Annotated in this window: 12 protein-coding genes; 8 read left to right on the top strand and 4 right to left on the bottom strand. The window is 70.4% G+C overall.

The genetic code is table 11. The annotated features are described in order from the left end of the window. Positions 1-222: 222 nt before the first annotated feature. Complete coding sequence (locus J0695_RS07945; protein WP_206961154.1) at positions 223-1,389, top strand: alpha-hydroxy-acid oxidizing protein; 1,167 nt, start codon at positions 223-225, stop codon at positions 1,387-1,389. A 77-nt stretch (positions 1,390-1,466) separates the two neighbouring features. Here the strand turns inward: J0695_RS07945 and J0695_RS07940 are convergent, their stop codons facing one another. Continuing rightward, entirely contained in the window at positions 1,467-2,393 is a 927-nt protein-coding gene (locus J0695_RS07940; protein WP_206961153.1) for an SDR family oxidoreductase, read from the bottom strand. A gap of 133 nt (positions 2,394-2,526) precedes the next feature. On the opposite strand from J0695_RS07940, the gene J0695_RS07935 reads away from it, so the two are divergent. The 7 genes from J0695_RS07935 (at position 2,527) to J0695_RS07905 (ending at position 13,210) form a co-directional block, all read left to right on the top strand. Then, complete coding sequence (locus J0695_RS07935) at positions 2,527-3,477, top strand: AraC family transcriptional regulator (RefSeq protein ID WP_206961152.1); 951 nt, start codon at positions 2,527-2,529, stop codon at positions 3,475-3,477. A gap of 83 nt (positions 3,478-3,560) precedes the next feature. Beyond that, positions 3,561-5,018, top strand: a complete 1,458-nt coding sequence (locus J0695_RS07930; protein ID WP_206961151.1) for a 4-hydroxyphenylacetate 3-hydroxylase family protein — start codon at positions 3,561-3,563, stop codon at positions 5,016-5,018. Beyond that, positions 5,015-6,442, top strand: coding sequence for an MFS transporter (locus J0695_RS07925; RefSeq protein ID WP_206961150.1), 1,428 nt, complete (start codon positions 5,015-5,017; stop codon positions 6,440-6,442). The genes J0695_RS07930 and J0695_RS07925 overlap by 4 nt, the downstream gene beginning before the upstream one ends. A 73-nt stretch (positions 6,443-6,515) precedes the next feature. Beyond that, positions 6,516-7,643 (top strand): monodechloroaminopyrrolnitrin synthase PrnB family protein, encoded by a 1,128-nt coding sequence (locus tag J0695_RS07920; RefSeq protein WP_242552351.1) that lies wholly within the window; start codon positions 6,516-6,518, stop codon positions 7,641-7,643. A 48-nt stretch (positions 7,644-7,691) separates the two neighbouring features. Continuing rightward, a complete protein-coding gene (locus tag J0695_RS07915) occupies positions 7,692-9,035 on the top strand; it encodes an FAD-dependent monooxygenase (protein ID WP_206961149.1) in 1,344 nt (447 codons plus the stop codon). Positions 9,036-9,150: 115 nt separating this feature from the next. Continuing rightward, the gene (glgP, locus tag J0695_RS07910) at positions 9,151-11,781 is read left to right on the top strand and encodes an alpha-glucan family phosphorylase (protein ID WP_206961148.1); all 2,631 of its coding nucleotides are present in this window, start codon (positions 9,151-9,153) and stop codon (positions 11,779-11,781) included. Positions 11,782-11,974: 193 nt separating this feature from the next. Further along, positions 11,975-13,210 carry an alginate lyase family protein gene (locus tag J0695_RS07905; protein WP_206961147.1) on the top strand — a complete coding sequence of 412 codons (1,236 nt, stop codon included), beginning with the start codon at positions 11,975-11,977 and terminating at the stop codon, positions 13,208-13,210. Positions 13,211-13,223: 13 nt separating this feature from the next. Here J0695_RS07905 and J0695_RS07900 read toward each other — a convergent pair whose 3' ends face one another. The 3 genes from J0695_RS07900 to J0695_RS07890 form a co-directional block, all read right to left on the bottom strand. After that, entirely contained in the window at positions 13,224-13,619 is a 396-nt protein-coding gene (locus J0695_RS07900) for a PPOX class F420-dependent oxidoreductase (RefSeq protein ID WP_206961146.1), read from the bottom strand. Positions 13,620-13,752: 133 nt separating this feature from the next. Further along, entirely contained in the window at positions 13,753-15,384 is a 1,632-nt protein-coding gene (locus J0695_RS07895) for a M4 family metallopeptidase (RefSeq protein WP_206961145.1), read from the bottom strand. A gap of 201 nt (positions 15,385-15,585) precedes the next feature. Next, entirely contained in the window at positions 15,586-17,613 is a 2,028-nt protein-coding gene (locus J0695_RS07890; RefSeq protein ID WP_206961144.1) for a M4 family metallopeptidase, read from the bottom strand. Positions 17,614-17,761 lie beyond the last annotated feature (148 nt).

Raw genomic sequence — 17,761 nt, 5'->3', positions numbered from 1 at the left:
CGGGGCCGCACCATGTCGCCTTCACGGTCAATGCCGTCCTCAAGGCCGGCGGTGTCAGCCTCGGCAGCCTTGCGTGCGGTGTGAAGCGCCACGAGACCGTACGACGGGGCGGAATCGGCCATATCGCCCGCAGGGGAGGGAGAGGGCCGGTGTCCGTACCCCCCGGGGTAGCGTCGGGCCGCCGTGAGTCGCGCGGCCTGACCCCTTCGGAGAGGCTGGACCATGACCGGGACGTTCGGTTCCTACCAGGACGAGATCTACCTCAACGGGCTCGGCGGGATCGTGCCGGAGTACCCCTTGACCCATCCCGAGCTGGAGGCCGCCGCGCATGCCGCCATGCCCGCGTCGGTGCGGTCGTATGTCGCCGGGGGAGCGGGTGACGAGCGCACCCAGCGCGCCAACGTCACCGCCTTCGACGGGTGGGGGCTCGTCCCGCGGATGTTCGTCGGGGCCGCGCAGCGCGACCTGAGCGTCGATCTCTTCGGGATCCCCCTTCCCTCGCCGCTCTTCATGGCGCCGATCGGGGTCCTGGGGATCTGCGCGCAGGACGGCCACGGCGATCTGGCCACCGCGCGCGCCGCCGCCCGTACCGGGGTCCCGATGGTCGCATCGACGCTTTCGTCCGACCCGATGGAGGACGTGGCCGCCGCGCTCGGGCAGACCCCTGGGTTCTTCCAGCTCTACACGCCCACCGACCGGGAGCTCGCCGAGAGCCTGGTGCGACGGGCCGAGAAGTCCGGCTTCAAGGCCATCGTGGTCACGCTCGACACCTGGATCACCGGCTGGCGTCCCCGGGATCTCGCGACCGCCAACTTCCCCCAGCTGCGCGGGCACTGTCTCGCCAACTACACCAGCGACCCCGTCTTCCGCGCCCAGCTCGCCCGCGAACCGGAAGAGGACATGGGCGCCGCTGTCCTGCGCTGGACGCAGATCTTCGGCAACCCGCTCACCTGGGACGATCTGCCCTGGCTCCGCTCCATCACCTCCCTGCCGCTGATCGTGAAGGGGCTCTGCCACCCCGACGACGTACGACGGGCACGGGACGGCGGCGTCGACGGTGTCTACTGCTCCAACCACGGGGGCCGGCAGGCGAACGGCGGGCTGCCCGCGCTCGATGCGCTGCCCGGTGTCGTCGAGGCCGCCGACGGGCTCCCCGTGCTCTTCGACTCCGGCATCCGCAGCGGCGCCGACGTCGTCAAGGCCGTTGCCCTGGGGGCGAGCGCGGTCGGGATCGGGCGGCCGTACGCCTACGGTCTCGCCCTCGGAGGCACGGACGGTGTCACCCACGTCCTGCGCTCGGTCCTGGCGGAGGCCGACCTGATCATGGCCGTCGACGGCTATCCCTCCCTCGCCGACCTCACCCCCGACGCCCTGCGCCGCGTGGGCTGACCCGGCCCACCGGCAGAAAGACCGGAAGAAGCACCGGAAGATACGGGGAGGAGCGGGGCGGCTCTTCCCCGTACCCTTCAGGCGGATTCCGGGGTGGCCCACATCTGCCAAGGCTGAGTGGCCACCCAGGCGTCCGCCGCCCGAGGGGTGATGCCGAGCGTCCGTGCCGCCTCGCCGCCGTCGCCCGCCATCAGGTGCGGGTCGTCGCCGGTCGCCATGTAGTGGTAGATCCCCGCCACCCCCGCGGCCGCGGCCGCGCCGATCACCTGGGCGAGGCCCTTCTCGAACAGGTCGGCGGGCAGCGCCTCGTAGCGCACACTGCGGCCCAGGCCGAGCGCGAACTCCGCCGCCAGTCCCTCACCGGTGAGCGAGCGCTCGCCGCCGATGTCGAAGGTGCGTCCCACCACCTCGTCCGCCTCCGTGAAGAGGGCGGCCGCGGTGGCCTCGGCGAGATCGCGGTGGGAGATCCACGCCGTCTCGGTGGCCGTGGGCAGCGGGTAGGCGAGCAGTCCGTCCTCGATCAGCGCGGGCCCGTTCCACGGGCTGAAGAGGTTGTCCAGATAGACCGGCGGGCGCAGCACCACCAGATCCACCCCGCTCTCTCTCAGGACCGACTCCGCGAGGCGGCGCGTCTCGAAGGCCGCCACGCCGGTGGGATGCGCCGGGACACGGGTGTTGGCGTTGTAGACGATGCGCAGCACCCCGCTCTCGCGGGCCGCCTCGCCGATATTGCGTGCGTACGACTCGATCAGGACCGGGTCGTAACTCAGCGGCATCACCACCGAGGCGTGGGTCGCGCCCTCCAGTAGCCGCCGTACCTCGTCGCGGTCGCCCAGGTCACCGGATACGTAGGAGAGACCGGCCAGTTGGGGGCGGTCCGCGGGGATGCGGCGGGTCAGGGTGCGGACCCGATGGCCGCGCTCGATGAGCAGGCGGGCCACGGCGCCGCCCTGGAATCCGGTCGCTCCCACGACGGCGCAGCGCTGCGGGGTGTGCTCGGTCATGGGGGTGAGGGCCTTTCGGTGGAGGGGCAGGTCGGTAGGGTGGAGGAGCCGTTTCCGGTTCTGTTCTCCAGGCTGGCGGTGACAGGTTCGGAGGATCAATTAACAAACCGGGGTGGGGGTTGAGGGATCGTCCATGAACGAGCCCGAGGACCTCATCGGCGAACTGCTCAAGCCCCTGCGGCTGACCGGTGTCTTCGACAGCCGCTGGCACGTCCAGTCGCCCTGGGCCATCGAGGGCGACGCCGAACAGGCCTGCGCCGTACTGCACTACATGGTCGAAGGCGGCTGCTGGATCACCGGCGAGGGGCACGAGCCGATGCGCCTCGAAGCCGGTGACGTCGCCTTCTTCCCCACCGGCGACGCCCACCGCCTCTCCGACCGCCCGGAGCGTCTCGGCGTGCCGCTGCGGGCCGTACTGCCCGAGCGGCAGCCGGGCACCTCGGGGGAGATCCGTATCGAGGGGAGCGGGCCGGCGAGCCGGCTGCTCTGCGCGGGACTGCACTACGACGCCAGTGCGGCCACGGGCCTGTACCGGGCGCTGCCCTGGGCGCTGGTCCTGGACCGTACGCAGGTCGTACGCGAACCCCTCCTCGCCGGCACCCTGGCCCTCCTCGCCGCCACCGACCGCCCGGTGGGCCCCGGCGACCGCCTGGTCACCCTGCGGGCCTTCGAGATGGCGCTGGTGCTGGCCCTGCGGCCGCTGCTGCACGAGCTCTCCGCGCACCCCGCCTCGCTGCCCGCCCTGCGCCACCCCGGCATCAGCAAGGCCATGGTGATCATCGCGACCCGGTTCGCCGAGCCATGGACCGTCGATCTGCTGGCCCGCGAGGCGGGAATGTCCCGCTCGGCCTTCACCGCCGCCTTCCGCAAATTGGTCGGCGAGGCCCCGGGACGGCATCTGACCGGGCGGCGCATGCAGGAGGCCGCCCGGCTGCTCGGTGAGACCGTGCTGCCGCAGTCCGCGGTGCCCGAGCGGGTCGGCTACCGCAGCGCCGTCGGATTCCATCTGGCGTTCAAGAGCTGGTTCGGCCGGACACCGGGCGAATTCCGCAGCTCGGGCGCGCCCCGGCTGGCCGGTTCTTAAGGACCGCAGGACGGTCGTTCATTGCCCCGCATCCCGGCGGCCGACAGGGTCGGAGGCAGAAACCTTCCGTCTGAGGAGAAAAGTTGACCAGGTCCGGCCAGGAGTACACCGAGTCGTTGCGCGACGGCCGCGAGATTTGGCTCGACGGGGAGCGCGTGAAGGACGTCACCACGCACCCCGCCTTCCGCAACACCGCCGCCTCCATCGCCGGTCTCTACGACCTGGCGCACTCCTCGGAGCATTCCGCGACCCTCACCGAGGGCGGCGTCCACCGGGCCTTCGCCATCCCGCGCGGCTACCAGGACCTGGTCGCCCGGCGGAAGGCGTACAAGGTGTGGGCCGAGGCGAGTTACGGATTCCTGGGGCGCACCCCCGACTACATGGCGGGCGGCGCCGCCGGATTCGCCGCCGCACCGCAGCTCTTCACCACGGAGTCCTTCGACGGGTCCGCCAACGCGCTCGCCTACCACCGGCGCCTCGCCGAGGGCGACCTGTATCCGACCTTCACCATCACCAACCCGCAGATCGACCGCACCAAGTCCGCCTCCGAGCAGGAGGAGGACGACCTGGTCGTACGGGTGGTCGCCGAGCGCGACGGCGGCATCGTCGTACGCGGCGCCAAGATGATCGGCACCGCGGCCGTCTTCGGCAACGAGGTCATCGTCGGCACCATCGAGCCGCTCGCCCCGCAGGACGTCGAGCACGCGCTCTGCTTCTCCGTGCCGATCGACACCCCGGGGCTCAAGTTCATCTCGCGCACCTCCTACGAGGCCCAGGCGCGCAGCGTCTTCGACAACCCGCTCTCCTCGCGCTTCGACGAGAACGACGCCCTGCTGATCTGCGAGGACGTCTTCGTACCGTGGGAGAACGTGCTCACGTACCGCAATGTGGACGCCAGTTTCGGCATGTGGTGGAAGACCCCCGCCTACCGCAACTTCGTCCACCAGGCCGCCACCCGCTTCTGGACCAAGCTCGAATTCCTCACCGGGATCGCGATCCTGATCACCAAGGCCAACAACACCTACCAACTGCCGCCCGTCACCCAGGCGATCGGCCGGCTGATGGGCAAGGTCGCCCAGGCCAAGGCGTTCGTGCTGGCCGCGGAGGCTTCGTACGAGGAGATCGACGGCGGGAAGGGCGGCGTCGCCCCCGGCAAGGACATCTCCTTCGCCCAGCGCATCATGGCCGGTGAGCTCTACCCGCAGGCCGTGCAGGAGATCAAGATGCTCTGCGGCGGCGGCGTCATCCAGCTCCCCGCTTCGGGCGCCGACCTGCTGCACCCGGAGATCGGGCCGCTCGTCGCCAAGTACATCCGCTCGCCCGGACACCCCGCCGAGGACCGCATCAAACTCCTCAAGCTGGCCTGGGACGCGCTCGGTTCGGAGTTCGCGGGACGGCACGAGCAGTACGAGCGCTTCTACCACGGGGCGCCGCACATCTATCTGATGCAGCAGGCGTGGGAGGGCGACACCGCGAGCTGCGAGGAGCTGGCCAGGCACTGTCTCGACAGCTACACGCTGGGGCAGGCAGTACGTCCGTGAGCGCGCGCAGACCGGGGGCGGCACTCGCGCTGCTCGCCGCCACCCAGCTGCTGATGATCCTCGACACCGCGATCATCAATGTCGCCCTGCCGTCGATCGGCGAGGACCTGGGGTCCGGCTCCGCGGGGCTCTCATGGGTGGCCAACGCGTATCTGATCACCTTCGGCGGGCTGCTCCTGCTCGGCGGGCGCACCGCCGATCTCTTCGGCCACCGGCGGCTGTTCGTCGCCGGGCTCGCGCTGCTCGCCGCGGCTTCCGCGGCAGGCGGCCTCGCGGGCAGCCCCGAACTGCTGATCGCCGCACGGGCCGTGCAGGGCGTGGGCGCGGCACTCGCCGCTGCCGCCGCCTTCGCGCTGCTGCTGATCCTCTTCCCCGACGGACCCGGGCGCCACCGTGCGCTGGGCGCGTTCGCGGCGATGGGCGGGCTCGGCGGGGTGCTCGGCACCGTCCTCGGCGGGGTGCTGACCTCAGGGCTCGGCTGGCGCTCCACGTTCTGGATGAACGTGGTGGGCGGTCTTGTCCTCGCGGCGCTCGCGATGCGGCTGCTCGACAGGGATACGCGGGGAAAGCGCACCGCCGGTTTCGATCTCGCCGGGGCGCTGACCGCCACCGGAGGCCTCGGCCTCGTCGCCTACGCGCTGGTCGGCGCGGGCGAGTACGGATGGACGGCCCCCCGGACCTGGCTGACGGCCGCCGCGGGCGTGGCGCTGCTCGCCGCCTTCGCGGGCGTCGAGCGCCGGGCCGCGTACCCGCTGGTGCCCCCTGGCGTCCTGAGCAGGCCGACCCTGCGGCTCGCCAACGGGCTCAGCGCGCTGGCCCAGATGACGCTCTTCCCGATGTTCTTCCTGGTCAGCCTCTACCTCCAGTCGGTGCTCGGGCAGTCCGCGCTGACCGGCGGCCTCGGGCTGCTGCCGCTGTCGCTGGTCGTCGTCGCCACCGCCCCGCAGACCGGCAGGCTGCTGTACCGGTTCGGGCTGCGCGCCACCATGACGTCCGGCTTCGTCCTGCTCTTCGGCGGGATGCTCTGGCTGGCTCTGGCACTTCGCGCCGACGGCACCTTCTTCACGACCGTCCTCGCCCCCAGCCTGGTGATCGGCGTCGCACTGCCGCTCGTCATGGTCACCACCAATGTGGCCGCCACCGCCGAGGCCGCCATCGAGGAGACCGGGCTTGCCTCCGGGCTCGTCAACACCAGCCAGCAGTTCGGCTCGGTGCTCGGCCTCGCGGTGCTCGTGGGGGTGGCGACGGGGCCCGACACCTCGGCCGACGGCATGACCGAAGGCTTCCGGGCGGCGCTGCTGACCGGGGCCGCCTTCGCGGCGCTGGCGGCGCTGCTGTCCGTACGGCTGCGGCCGCCGGGGGCCGCAGCCGCTTCCGGCGGAGCTCTACGCACCGACGTGCACGACCCCGACCGCGTGCGCTGACCGGCCCGTACGCGCAGGTCCCCTCCGTGACCGCCTTCGTGAACTCCTTCATGACCTCTTCAGGAGAACTCCCTTGTCCAGCCAGCCTGTTACCGCTGTGCCGCTCGTCGACCTGGCCGCCCGCCAGGAGCCGCTGTACCGGATAGCCGAGATATGCGAGGCCGACCCCCTGGGCGCCGACGGTGTCTGCCGGGTGCTGCCCGCCATGAACGAGGCCGCCGACATCGCCGCCCTCACCGTCGCGCTGCGCTCCCTGGTGCCAGGCCCCGACCGGACGGCCGCCTTCGACACGGTCTCGGCGCTCGCCGCCATGCGCGACCTGGGAATCGTCGCGGGATCACTCAAGCGGCACGGGGTCCAGCCGCTCGACGCCGCACCCGAACTCCTGCCGGTCCTCGTCGAGCTGGGCCACCGCACCGACATGATTCCGCGGGACACGGTGCACCACTACACCGCCTGGAACCCGGCCGACGGGCGCCGCCGCATGTACACGGGCGACCCGATGGAGGCCTGCCTCCAGGACGCGGTACGGATGGTCTTCCCCAGCCTCGTCGCCTCCCTCGCCACCTGTGAGCAGCTGGCCGGCCTCGAACCGTACGACCCCGCCTTCGCCCTCGCCCTGCGGCGAACCGACCGGCACGTCCGGGCCATGGTCGCCGCCATCGACTACACCGTCGCCCATGTCTCCCCGGTCTATTTCGCCCAGGTGCTCCGCCCGTACTTCGAGGAGTTCACCGTCGACGGACGCGACTACCTCGGCCCCGCAGCCGCCCAAGTGCCGCTCTGGCTGGTGGATCTGACGCTGTGGCAGTCCGACCGCAGCGGCCCTTCGTACGACTCCTTCATCGCCGAGTCCGTGCCCTACAGCCTGCCGTCCTGGCGCGCCTTCCACGCCGCGCACGCCGGGAGCCCCTCCGCCGTGGGCAAGCTGTCGGCCGCCGTCAGCTGGGAGAACGCCGACCGGCTGCCCGCGCCGCTCGCCGACGCCGCCCTCGCCCTCACGGACGTACTGCGCACCCTCAAGACCTTCCGCGCCCGGCATATCACCATCGCCCGCAAGGCCTACAGCGACGACGTGCGGCTGTACGAGAACGGCAGCGGCGGCGCCCCGATCGAACTGCTCCGCTCGGTACTCGACCTGACGCGCGACAACGAGACCCTCGTACGCCGGTCGACCCGCCCGCGCACCCAGGCCGCCTGAGCACCAGAGCACCTGTGCACCAGAGCATCAGAGAAGAGGACCCGACCCATGTCACGCCATGTGCCCGGAACCGAGCCCCGGATCCTGATCGCGGGCGGCGGAATCGCCGGACTCACCGCCGCGCTGTCCCTGCACGCGGCGGGATTCGAGGAGATCACCGTCATCGAGGCCGCCCGGGAGATCCAGCCCGTGGGCGCCGGTCTCAACATCATGCCCAACGCCGTACGCGAGCTGGACGCGCTGGGCCTCCTGGAGCGGCTCGACACGACTGCCGTACGCACCCGGGAGCTGCGCTACTACCACCGCAGCGGAGGCCTCATCTCCCGTGAGCCGCGCGGCCTGGGCGCCGGCTACTCCTGGCCGCAGCTCTCCGTGCAGCGCGGTGACCTCCAGATGGCGCTCGCCGACGCGGTACGGGACCGGCTCGGCCCGCACTGCCTGGTCCCCGGTGTGAAGGTCACCGCCGTCGGCCGGATCCCCGACGGCAGCCCCCGGGTGGAGCTGCGCCACCGCGACGAGGGTGCCCTCGCCTCGCTCTCCCCGGACGTCCTGATCGGCGCCGACGGCATCCGGTCCGTGGTCCGCGCGGCCCTCAACCCCGGTGAGGGCGAGCCCCCGTGGAACGGCATGCTCGTCTGGCGCGGCACCACATGGATGGACGCCGACCGGGCCGGGACCTTCATGCTCATCGCCGGAGACAACCGGCAGAAGGCCGTCGTCTACCCCATGGCCGAGCCCGCGGGCGGCCGGGTCCTGGTCAACTGGGCGCTCGCCATGCCCGCCGACGCGGTCACCGGCACCGGCCGCGGAACCGCCGAGGGCGACGACGGCAGGGGCGACTGGAACCGGTCCGTCCCGGTGACCAAGTTCCTCCACCACTACGAGGGCTGGGTCTTCGACGGCGTCGACGTGGCCGAGATCCTGCGCGGGGCGGACAGCGCCTACGAGTACCCGATGGTCGACCGCGAGCCCCTGTCGCGCTGGACGCACGGCCGCACGACCCTGATCGGCGACGCGGCCCACGCCATGTATCCCATCGGCTCCAACGGGGCCACCCAGTCCATCGTCGACGCCCGCGCACTGGCCCATGCGCTGGCCCGGTCGGTCACAGGCGGTGGGGGCCCGGCCGAAGGGCTCCTCGCGTACGAGTGCGACCGCAGGCCCGCGATGACCCGACTCCAGCTGTCCAACCGGCAATTGGGGCCGGAGGTGGTGATCAGCCTGGCGCACGAGCGGGCGCCCGGCGGATTCACCGACATCGACGACGTGATCCCGGCGGCGGAGCTGGCTGCCATCGCCGCGCGGTACGCGGCCGCCGGCGCGTTCGACACCCTGGCCGTCAACCAGGGTTCCCCTTATGAGGCAGGCCAGTTGGGGGTTCCGGTCGTCTAGGCGGTATCCAGGAGTCCGCGCCGCGCCGAGTGCCCCGAGTGCGCCGTGGTTGCGGAGGGCGGCGGGGGCTACCTTCGGAGGTGTTCTGTACCTCGCTTGCGAAGGTGGAGCACGTATGAAGGCCATTCGTCGATTCACCGTACGGCCCGTCCTCCCCGAACCCCTCCGCACACTGAGCGACTTGGCGCGCAATCTGCGCTGGTCCTGGCACACCGAGACCCGTGACCTCTTCCAGGCCGTCGACCCCGAGGGCTGGCAGGCGGCGGAAGGGGACCCGGTGCGGCTGCTCGGGTCCGTATCGGCGGGGCGGCTCGCGGAACTGGCACTGGACCGGCGCTTCCTGCGGCGGCTGAGCGCCGCCGCCGACGATCTGCAGGACTATCTGGGCGGCGGCAGGTGGTACCAGGCGCAGGGCGGCGAACTGCCCGCCGCCGTCGCCTACTTCTCGCCCGAGTTCGGGGTGACGGCCGCGCTCCCGCAGTACTCGGGCGGCCTCGGCATCCTCGCCGGGGACCACCTCAAGGCCGCCAGTGACCTAGGCGTGCCGCTGATCGGGGTCGGGCTTCTCTACCGGCACGGGTACTTCAGGCAGTCGCTGTCGCGGGACGGGTGGCAGCAGGAGCAGTATCCGGTCCTGGACCCCAACGAGCTGCCGGTGAGCCTCCTCAGGGAGCCGGACGGGGCGCCGAGCCAGGTCGCCCTGGCGCTTCCCGGCGGGCGCTCGCTGCGGGCGCACATCTGGGTGGCGCGCGTGGGACGCGTACCGCTGCTGATGCTCGACTCCGACGTGGAGGAGAACGGGGCAGGGGAGCGGGACGTCACCGACCGGCTGTACGGGGGCGGCAGCGAGCACCGGCTGCTGCAGGAGATGCTCCTCGGCATCGGCGGCGTGCGAGCCGTCCGTACGTACTGCAGGCTGACCGGGCACCCGGACCCCGAGGTCTTCCACACCAACGAGGGGCACGCCGGGTTCCTCGGCCTGGAACGGATCCGCGAGCTCGCCGTGGGGGAGGGCCTCGACTTCGACGCCGGGCTCGAATCCGTACGGGCAGGGACCGTCTTCACCACGCACACGCCCGTGCCCGCCGGGATCGACCGCTTCGACCGGGAGCTCGTCGCCCATCACTTCGGGGACGAGGGGGAGCTGCCGGGGGTCGATGTGGAGCGGGTGCTCCAGCTGGGCATGGAGACCTACCCCGGCGGCGAGCCCAACCTCTTCAACATGGCGGTGATGGGACTGCGCCTCGCCCAGCGCGCCAACGGGGTCTCCACGCTGCACGGCGCGGTCAGCCGGGAGATGTTCGCCGGGCTGTGGCCGGGATTCGACCCGGACGAGGTACCGATCACATCCGTGACCAACGGGGTGCACGCTCCGACCTGGGTGGCACCCGAGGTCTTCCGTCTCGGCGCCCGGCAGATCGGCATGGAGCGTACGGAAAATGCACTGTCGGTCGGCGGCTCCGAGCGCTGGGACGCCGTCGCAGAGATCGCGGACACGGAAATCTGGGACCTGCGGCGGGTGCTGCGCGAGCAGCTGGTGCAGGAGGTACGGTCCCGGCTGCGCGCCTCCTGGCGGCAGCGCGGCGCGTCGGACGCCGAACTGGGCTGGGTGGACGGGGTGTTGGACCCGGACGTGCTGACCATCGGCTTTGCGCGGCGGGTCCCCTCGTACAAGCGGCTCACCCTGATGCTGAGGGACCGCGACCGGCTGATGGAGCTGCTGCTCCATCCGACCAGGCCCGTCCAGATCGTGGTCGCGGGGAAGGCGCACCCGGCCGACGACGGAGGGAAGCGACTCGTTCAGGAGTTGGTGCGATTCGCGGACGATCCGCGGGTGCGCCACCGCATCGTCTTTCTCCCCGACTACGGGATGGCGATGGCCGAACGGCTCTATCCGGGCTGCGACGTCTGGCTCAACAATCCGCTGCGCCCGCTGGAGGCCTGCGGGACCAGCGGGATGAAGGCGGCGCTCAACGGGTGTCTGAATCTGTCCGTCCTCGACGGGTGGTGGGACGAGTGGTTCGAGCCCGATTTCGGCTGGGCCATCCCGACCGCCGATGGTTCGGGGACGGAGGAGGACCGGCGCGACGACCTCGAATCGGCCGCGCTGTACGAGCTGATCGAGGAGCGGGTCGCGCCGCGCTTCTACGACCGCGGGCACGGCGGGCTCCCCGACCGGTGGATCGAGATGGTCCGCCGGACGCTGGTCACACTCGGCCCGAAGGTGCTGGCAGGGCGGATGGTACGGGAGTACGTGGAGCGCCTCTACGCACCGGCCGCACACGCCCACCGGGCTCTGGACCCCGACACCGCAAGGGAGTTGGCAGTGTGGAAGGCAGGGGTGCGCGCCGCCTGGCCCTATGTCCACGTCGACCATGTGGAGGCGCTCGCGGCGACCGCGGTCAACGGCGCCGCCGAGCTGGGGTCCACGCTCTCGCTGCGGGTGCGCGCCGCCCTCGGCGGGCTGCGGCCCGACGACGTCGAGGTGCAGGCGGTCTCGGGGCGCGTCGACTCGCAGGACCGGATCGCCGATGCGCAGACCTATCCGCTGAAGCCGACCGGGGGTCCTGACGTGGAGGGGCGCTGGGTGTACGAGGGGCCGCTCGCCCTCGACCGCACGGGACCCTACGGGTACACGGTCCGGATCCTGCCGGCGCACCGGCTGCTCGCCACCAGCGCGGACCTCGGTCTGGTCGCGCTGCCGACCGAGGCGACGGGGGAGGGCGCGGGCGTACTGATGCGCTGACCGTGACCGACGGTGATCGTTGCTGGGCCCGGTGCTTTCGCGGCACCGGGCCCCTTCGTTTTTTGAACGTAACTCTTGACGCGTTCATGGAATCCCTCTAGTTTCCACACGCATCATCGAGTTCAGCATGAAGAGCAACGTTCATGTGAATGAACGAAGTTGGCGTTTGGTCCCCGACCGGAAGGCCCCCCACATGCGCACCCACCGCTCGAAGAACCGCCTGAGAATCTGGACGGCGTCCGCTGCCGCAGGAATCGCGGGCGTGCTGGCCCTGACCCTCATACCCCAGGCGTCCGCGGCGAAGGCAACGCCCGAGGCCGCTCCCGCGGTTGCCGCCGCCCCCACCGCCTTCACCCACCCCGGCGTACTGGTCAGCCGTCCTCAGCTCGACTTCGTTCGCGGAAAGGTCCAGGCGGGAGCCGCCCCCTGGAAGGCCGCGTACGACCAGATGATGGCGAGCAAGTACGCCTCGCTGACCCGTACCGCCGCACCCCGCGCCACCGTCGAGTGCGGGTCCTACTCCAACCCCAACTACGGCTGTACGGACGAGCGCGAGGACGCCATCGCCGCGTACACGCTCTCCCTCGCCTTCTACATCACCCAGGACGCCAAGTACGCGCAGAAGGCGATCCAGATCATGGACGCCTGGTCGGCCGTGATCAAGTCCCACACCAACAGCAACGCCCCGCTGCAGACCGGCTGGGCGGGCTCGGTCTGGCCGCGGGCCGCCGAGATCGTCAAGTACACCTACACGGGCGGCTGGCCCAACTCCGCGCGCTTCGGCACCATGCTGAAGAACGTCTACCTCCCCACCGTCATCAAGGGCTCGCAGTCCAACGGCAACTGGGAGCTGTCGATGACGGAGGCCGCGATCGGCATCTCCGTCTTCCTGGAGGACCGCACCTCCTACGACAAGGCCGTCGCCACCTTCCGCGGCCGCGTCCCCGCGTACATCTACCTCAGCTCCGACGGCGCCCTGCCCAAGGTCGCCCCGGGCAGCGGCCTCAGCGGCAGCGCCGCGATCATCAAGTACTGGCAGGGGCAGTCCGTCTTCATGGACGGCCTCACGCAGGAGACCTGCCGCGACCTCACCCACACCGGCTACGGCATCTCCGCCATCTCGCACATCGCCGAGACCAGCCGGATCCAGGGCCAGGACCTCTACCCGGAGGTCGGCGAGCGGCTGCGCCAGGCGCTCGGTCTGCAGTCCAAGTACATGATGGGCGCGGCCGTCCCGTCGAACCTGTGCGGAGGAACTCTCAAGGACGGCCTCGGCCCCATCACCGAGGTCGGCTTCAACGCCCTTCACACCAGGCTGGGTTACGCGATGACCAACACCCAGGCGCTGACCGAGCAGCAGCGCCCGGCCGGCTCCAACAACCTCTTCGTGGCCTGGGAGACCCTCACCCACGCGAACAACCCGGCGTGACCTTCCGCCCGCGTCACACGGAGAAGTAGTTCACCTTGGCCGGTGAGATCCGGACGACCACCCGGACCTCACCGGCCCTGTCGGCGGGCGGAGGCCGGCCGACGTACTTCTGTGAGACCTCGTGCTGGACGGTGTTTCCCACGTCCTCCGTCACCACGGCGGTGCCCCGGATCTCCACGGTGCGGTACGGGTTCTCCCGGTCGGAAACGGTCACGCTGATCCTTGGGTCCTTTGCCGGATTGCGGGCCTTCTGGCGTCCGGCGAGGGTCGAGAAGAGCAGCTCGTCGCCGTCCCGCAGCACCCGGACCACGGAGGTCTGCGGGTCTCCGCTCCTCGCGTGGAGCGTGGCCGCGGTGGCGAATTTCCGTCCGTCGATCAGGTCGCGTGCCGCTTCATCGAAAACAGTCATGACCGGATGAACACAACAGGGCATGTATCTATGCCAGTTGGTGCGCCACTCGGGCAACGCCGGAGCCCCGCCGTCCGCCGGGTGGCGGACGACGGGGCTCCTGTGGGGGGTGTCTGTTGGGGCGGGGCGGTGACTAGCTGACGTTCACTGCCGACCAGGCCGCGGCGACGGCCTTGTATTCGGCGCCGGTGGTGCCGCCGTACAGCGCGGAGGCCGCGCTGAGCGTGGCCGTGCGGGCCGCCTTGTAGTTGGTGGTGCTCGTCATGTACGTGGTCAGGGCCTTGTACCAGATCTGGATGGCCTTGTCCCGGCCGATGCCGGTGACCGTGGACCCGTTGGAGGTCGGGGAGTTGTAGCTGACGCCGTTGATGACCTTGGCGCCGCTGCCCTCGCTCAGCAGGTAGAAGAAGTGGTTGGCGATGCCCGAGGAGTAGTGGACGTCGACGTTGCCCGCGGTCGACTTCCACGCGTCCAGGGAGCCGCCGTCCTTGCTCGGCTTGTCCATGTAACGCAGCGGCGTACCGTCACCGTTGATGTTGATCTTCTCGCCGATGAGGTAGTCGCCGACGTCCGAGGCGTTGCTGGAGTAGAACTCCACGGCGGTGCCGAAGATGTCGGAGGTGGCCTCGTTCAGGCCGCCCGACTCACCGCTGTAGTTCAGGTTGGCGGTGGCGGCGGTGAGGCCGTGGGACATCTCGTGTCCGGCCACGTCGAGGGCGGTCAGCGGGGCCGCGTTGCCCGACCCGTCGCCGTAGGTCATGCAGAAGCAGCTGTCGTCCCAGAAGGCGTTCACATACGAGTTGCCGTAGTGGACGCGGGAGTAGGACGCGACGCCGTTGTTCTTGATGCCGTTGCGCTTCAGGACGTTCTTGTAGAAGTCCCAGGTCTGCGCGGCACCGTAGTGGGCGTCCACGGCGGCGGTCTGCACCTGCGTGCCCACGCCGTTGCCCCACACGTCGTCGGCGTCCGTGAAGAGCGTGCCCTTGCCGGACGTGCCGTGGTTCAGGTTGTACGTCTTGTGGGCGCCGCGGGCCGCGTCGCTCAGCTGGTACGTCGAGCCGGAGAGCGTCGTGCCCAGCGTGACCTTGCCGCTGTACTCGCTGTTGCCGGTACCGGTCTTGACCGCCTGCCACTGCGAGAGCTTGGCGCCGGTGGTGGCGTCGGTGACGACGTGCAGCTGGCTGGGGGTGCCGTCGTCCTGGAAGCCGCCGACCACTGTCTCGTACGCGAGGGTGGGCGTGCCGGAGGCCGCCCAGATCACCTTGCGCGGGGCCTGGTCGGTGGTCGCCTTCTCGGCGCCCGCGGACTTGGCCGTGGTGAGGGCCTTCGACTGGGCCGCGGCCGGCTTGAGGGCGGCCGTGGTGCTCGGCACCGCGATGGACTTGGAGGTGGCCTTGGTGACACTTCGTACGGTGCCGGACTTGGCCTGGTGGATGACCAAGTCGCCGCCCAGGACCGGGAGTCCGGCGTAGGTGCGCTCGTACCGGGTGTGCGTGGTGCCGTCCGCGTCCTTGATGACGTCTCTGACGACGAGCTTCTCCTGGCTGCCCAGGGAGAGCGTGTCCGCGGTGGTGGCCGTGGTGGCGGTGGCCTCACGGATCAGCTCGGCGCGCTGCGAAGCGGAGAGGGAGAGCGGCTGTGCACCGGCGGCTGTGGGGGCGGCGCCGGCAGGGGAGGAGACGAGTCCGGTGAGGCCGGTCGCCAGGAGTGCGGCGGCGGCTATCGATCCGGCTACGCGTGTAGAGCGGGATATCTGAGGGGTCACCTGAAGTTCCCTTTCTAAGGGTGGGGGGTGGGAAGTGCGGGTGCCTCTTGGTGCGGGTGAAGCCTTGCAGAAGTGGCGCGCTCATGTCAGGAGGGCAAAACGGTCATGGCTGAAAATGTTCGGTGGAGGGTGGGACGTCGCCCGTGTGTCCAGGGAGACGCCCCACCCGGTCTGGCCGGAATCAGCTGGTGCGGACCTTCATCAGAAGGTCAGGCTCCAGCTGTTGATCTTCCCGACGTCCTGCGCCGCGACGTCCTGGACCTTGAGCTTCCAGGTGCCGTTGGCCACCTCCGAGGAGGCGTTGGCCGTGTACGTCGCGATGACGTTGTCGGCCGAGTCCGAACCACTGGAGTTCTTCAGCCGGTACGCCGACCCGTCCGGGGCGACCAGGTCGATGACCAGGTCACCGCGCCAGGTGTGCGTGATGTTCACGTCCACCTTGAGGGTGGCGGGAGCGTTGCCCGTGACACCGGTGACCGGGATCGACGAGGTGACCGCAGCGCCGGCGTCCGGAATGGACACCACGGTGTTGGAGGTGAAGACCTTGCCGCCCGGGTCCGTGCCGCCACCGGAGCGTGCGCCGACCGCGATGGCCGCGAACGCGTCCTGGACCGCCTTGTACTCGGTGCTGGTGGTGCCGCCGTACAGCTCACTGGCCGCCGCGAGAGCACCCGTACGGGCGCCCGCGTAGTTGGTGGTCGAGGTGAACTTCGTGCTCAGCGCCCGGTACCAGATCTGGATGGCCTTGTCGCGGCCGATGCCGGTGACCGGCAGACCGTCCGCCGTCGGCGAGTTGTAGGTGACACCGTTGATGACCTTGGTGCCGCTGCCCTCGCTCAGGAGGTAGAAGAAGTGGTTCGCCGGGCCCGAGGAGTAGTGGACGTCGAGGTTGCCGAGCCCCGAGTACCAGGAGTCCTTGGAGCCGCCGTCCTTGGAGGGCTTGTCCATGTAGCGCAGCGGGGTGCCGTCGCCGTTGATGTTGATCTTCTCGCCGATGAGGTAGTCGCCGACGTCGGTGGAGTTGTTCGCGTAGAACTCCACCGAGGTGCCGAAGATGTCGGAGGTGGCCTCGTTCAGGCCGCCCGACTCACCGCTGTAGTTGAGGGCCGCTGTGGCGGCGGTGAGACCGTGGGACATCTCGTGACCCGCCACGTCGAGCGCGGTGAGCGGGTCGGCGTTGCCGGAGCCGTCGCCGTAGGTCATGCAGAAGCAGCTGTCGTCCCAGAAGGCGTTCACATACGAGTTGCCGTAGTGGACGCGGGAGTAGGAGGCGACGCCGTTGTTCTTGATGCCGTTGCGGCCCAGGATGTTCTTGTAGAAGTCCCAGGTCTCGGCGGCACCGTAGTGCGCGTCGGCGCCCGCGGTCTCGGCGTTGGACGCCAGGCCGTTGCCCCAGACGTCGTCCGGGCCGGAGAAGAGCGTGCCCGTGCCGGACGTGCCGTGGTTCAGGTTGTACGTCTTGTGGCTGCCGCGGCCGGCGTCGGTGAGGTTGTACGTCGACCCCGACTGCGTGGTGCCCAGCGTGACCTGGCCGCTGTACTCGGTGTTGCCGACACCGGTCTCGATGGCCTGGTCCTGGAAGAGCTTCTTGCCGGTGGAGGCGTCCGTGATGACGTGGAGCGCGTTCGGCGTCCCGTCGTCCTGGAACCCGCCGACGACGGTTTCGTACGCCAGCGTGGGCTTGCCCTGCGCCACCCAGATCACCTTGCGGGGCGCCCGGTCGGCGGCCGTCTTCGACGAGCCCTCGGCCTTCGCGGCGGCCAGCGCGGTCTTTTCGGCGGCGGCCGGCGCGACGTCCGCGCTGGTGTCGACGCCGGTGAGGGAGGCCTGGGACGCCTTGGTGACGCCTTCGGTCTTCCCGGCCTTGCTCTCCGCCACGACGAGGTCGCCGCCGAGGACGGGAAGCCCGTCGTAGGTGCGCTCGTAGCGGGTGTGCAGGGTGCCGTCCTGGTCCTTGACGACATCCTTGACCTGGAGCTTCTCCTTGGCGCCCAGGCCGAGCTCCTTGGCGGTGGCCGCAGTGGTGGCCCCCGCCTGGCGTATCAGCTCCGCACGCTGGGCGGGTGACAGCTTGGCCGGCAGGGCGCCGGGGTTGACCTTGCCCGCGGTGACGGAGGGGGCCGCCTGCGGAGTGGCTGATGCCGCACCGGTCTGGATTCCGGTGGCGAGCAGTGCTGCCGCGGCGAGAAGGGCCCCGGTGGCTGTGGCGCGACGATGCGTGGGTCTCACGCGAACTCCTTCTGCAAAGGGGGGTGTTGGGGCGGCAGGTCGGGCCGCCCTAGCAGAGCAAGCTGTGCGCAGAACGAGGGAAGAGTGGCAGGGGGGAGAACGTTCTGTCAGGAGCGCATCAAGAAGTTGGCTGGAAAGTGTCCGTTGC

It is taken from the genome of Streptomyces beijiangensis (genome assembly GCF_017315755.1).
Classification (GTDB): Bacteria; Actinomycetota; Actinomycetes; order Streptomycetales; family Streptomycetaceae; genus Streptomyces; species Streptomyces beijiangensis.
This window is presented reverse-complemented; position numbering and strand designations above follow the sequence as displayed.

What these genes read in the sequence shown, in the direction of transcription:
- J0695_RS07945 (WP_206961154.1), top strand. Translation starts at nt 223, where the DNA reads ATGACCGGGACGTTCGGTTCCTACCAGGACGAGATCTACCTCAACGGG.
- J0695_RS07940 (WP_206961153.1), bottom strand. Translation starts at nt 2,393, where the DNA reads ATGACCGAGCACACCCCGCAGCGCTGCGCCGTCGTGGGAGCGACCGGA.
- J0695_RS07935 (WP_206961152.1), top strand. Translation starts at nt 2,527, where the DNA reads ATGAACGAGCCCGAGGACCTCATCGGCGAACTGCTCAAGCCCCTGCGG.
- J0695_RS07915 (WP_206961149.1), top strand. Translation starts at nt 7,692, where the DNA reads ATGTCACGCCATGTGCCCGGAACCGAGCCCCGGATCCTGATCGCGGGC.
- glgP (WP_206961148.1), top strand. Translation starts at nt 9,151, where the DNA reads ATGAAGGCCATTCGTCGATTCACCGTACGGCCCGTCCTCCCCGAACCC.
- J0695_RS07905 (WP_206961147.1), top strand. Translation starts at nt 11,975, where the DNA reads ATGCGCACCCACCGCTCGAAGAACCGCCTGAGAATCTGGACGGCGTCC.
- J0695_RS07900 (WP_206961146.1), bottom strand. Translation starts at nt 13,619, where the DNA reads ATGACTGTTTTCGATGAAGCGGCACGCGACCTGATCGACGGACGGAAA.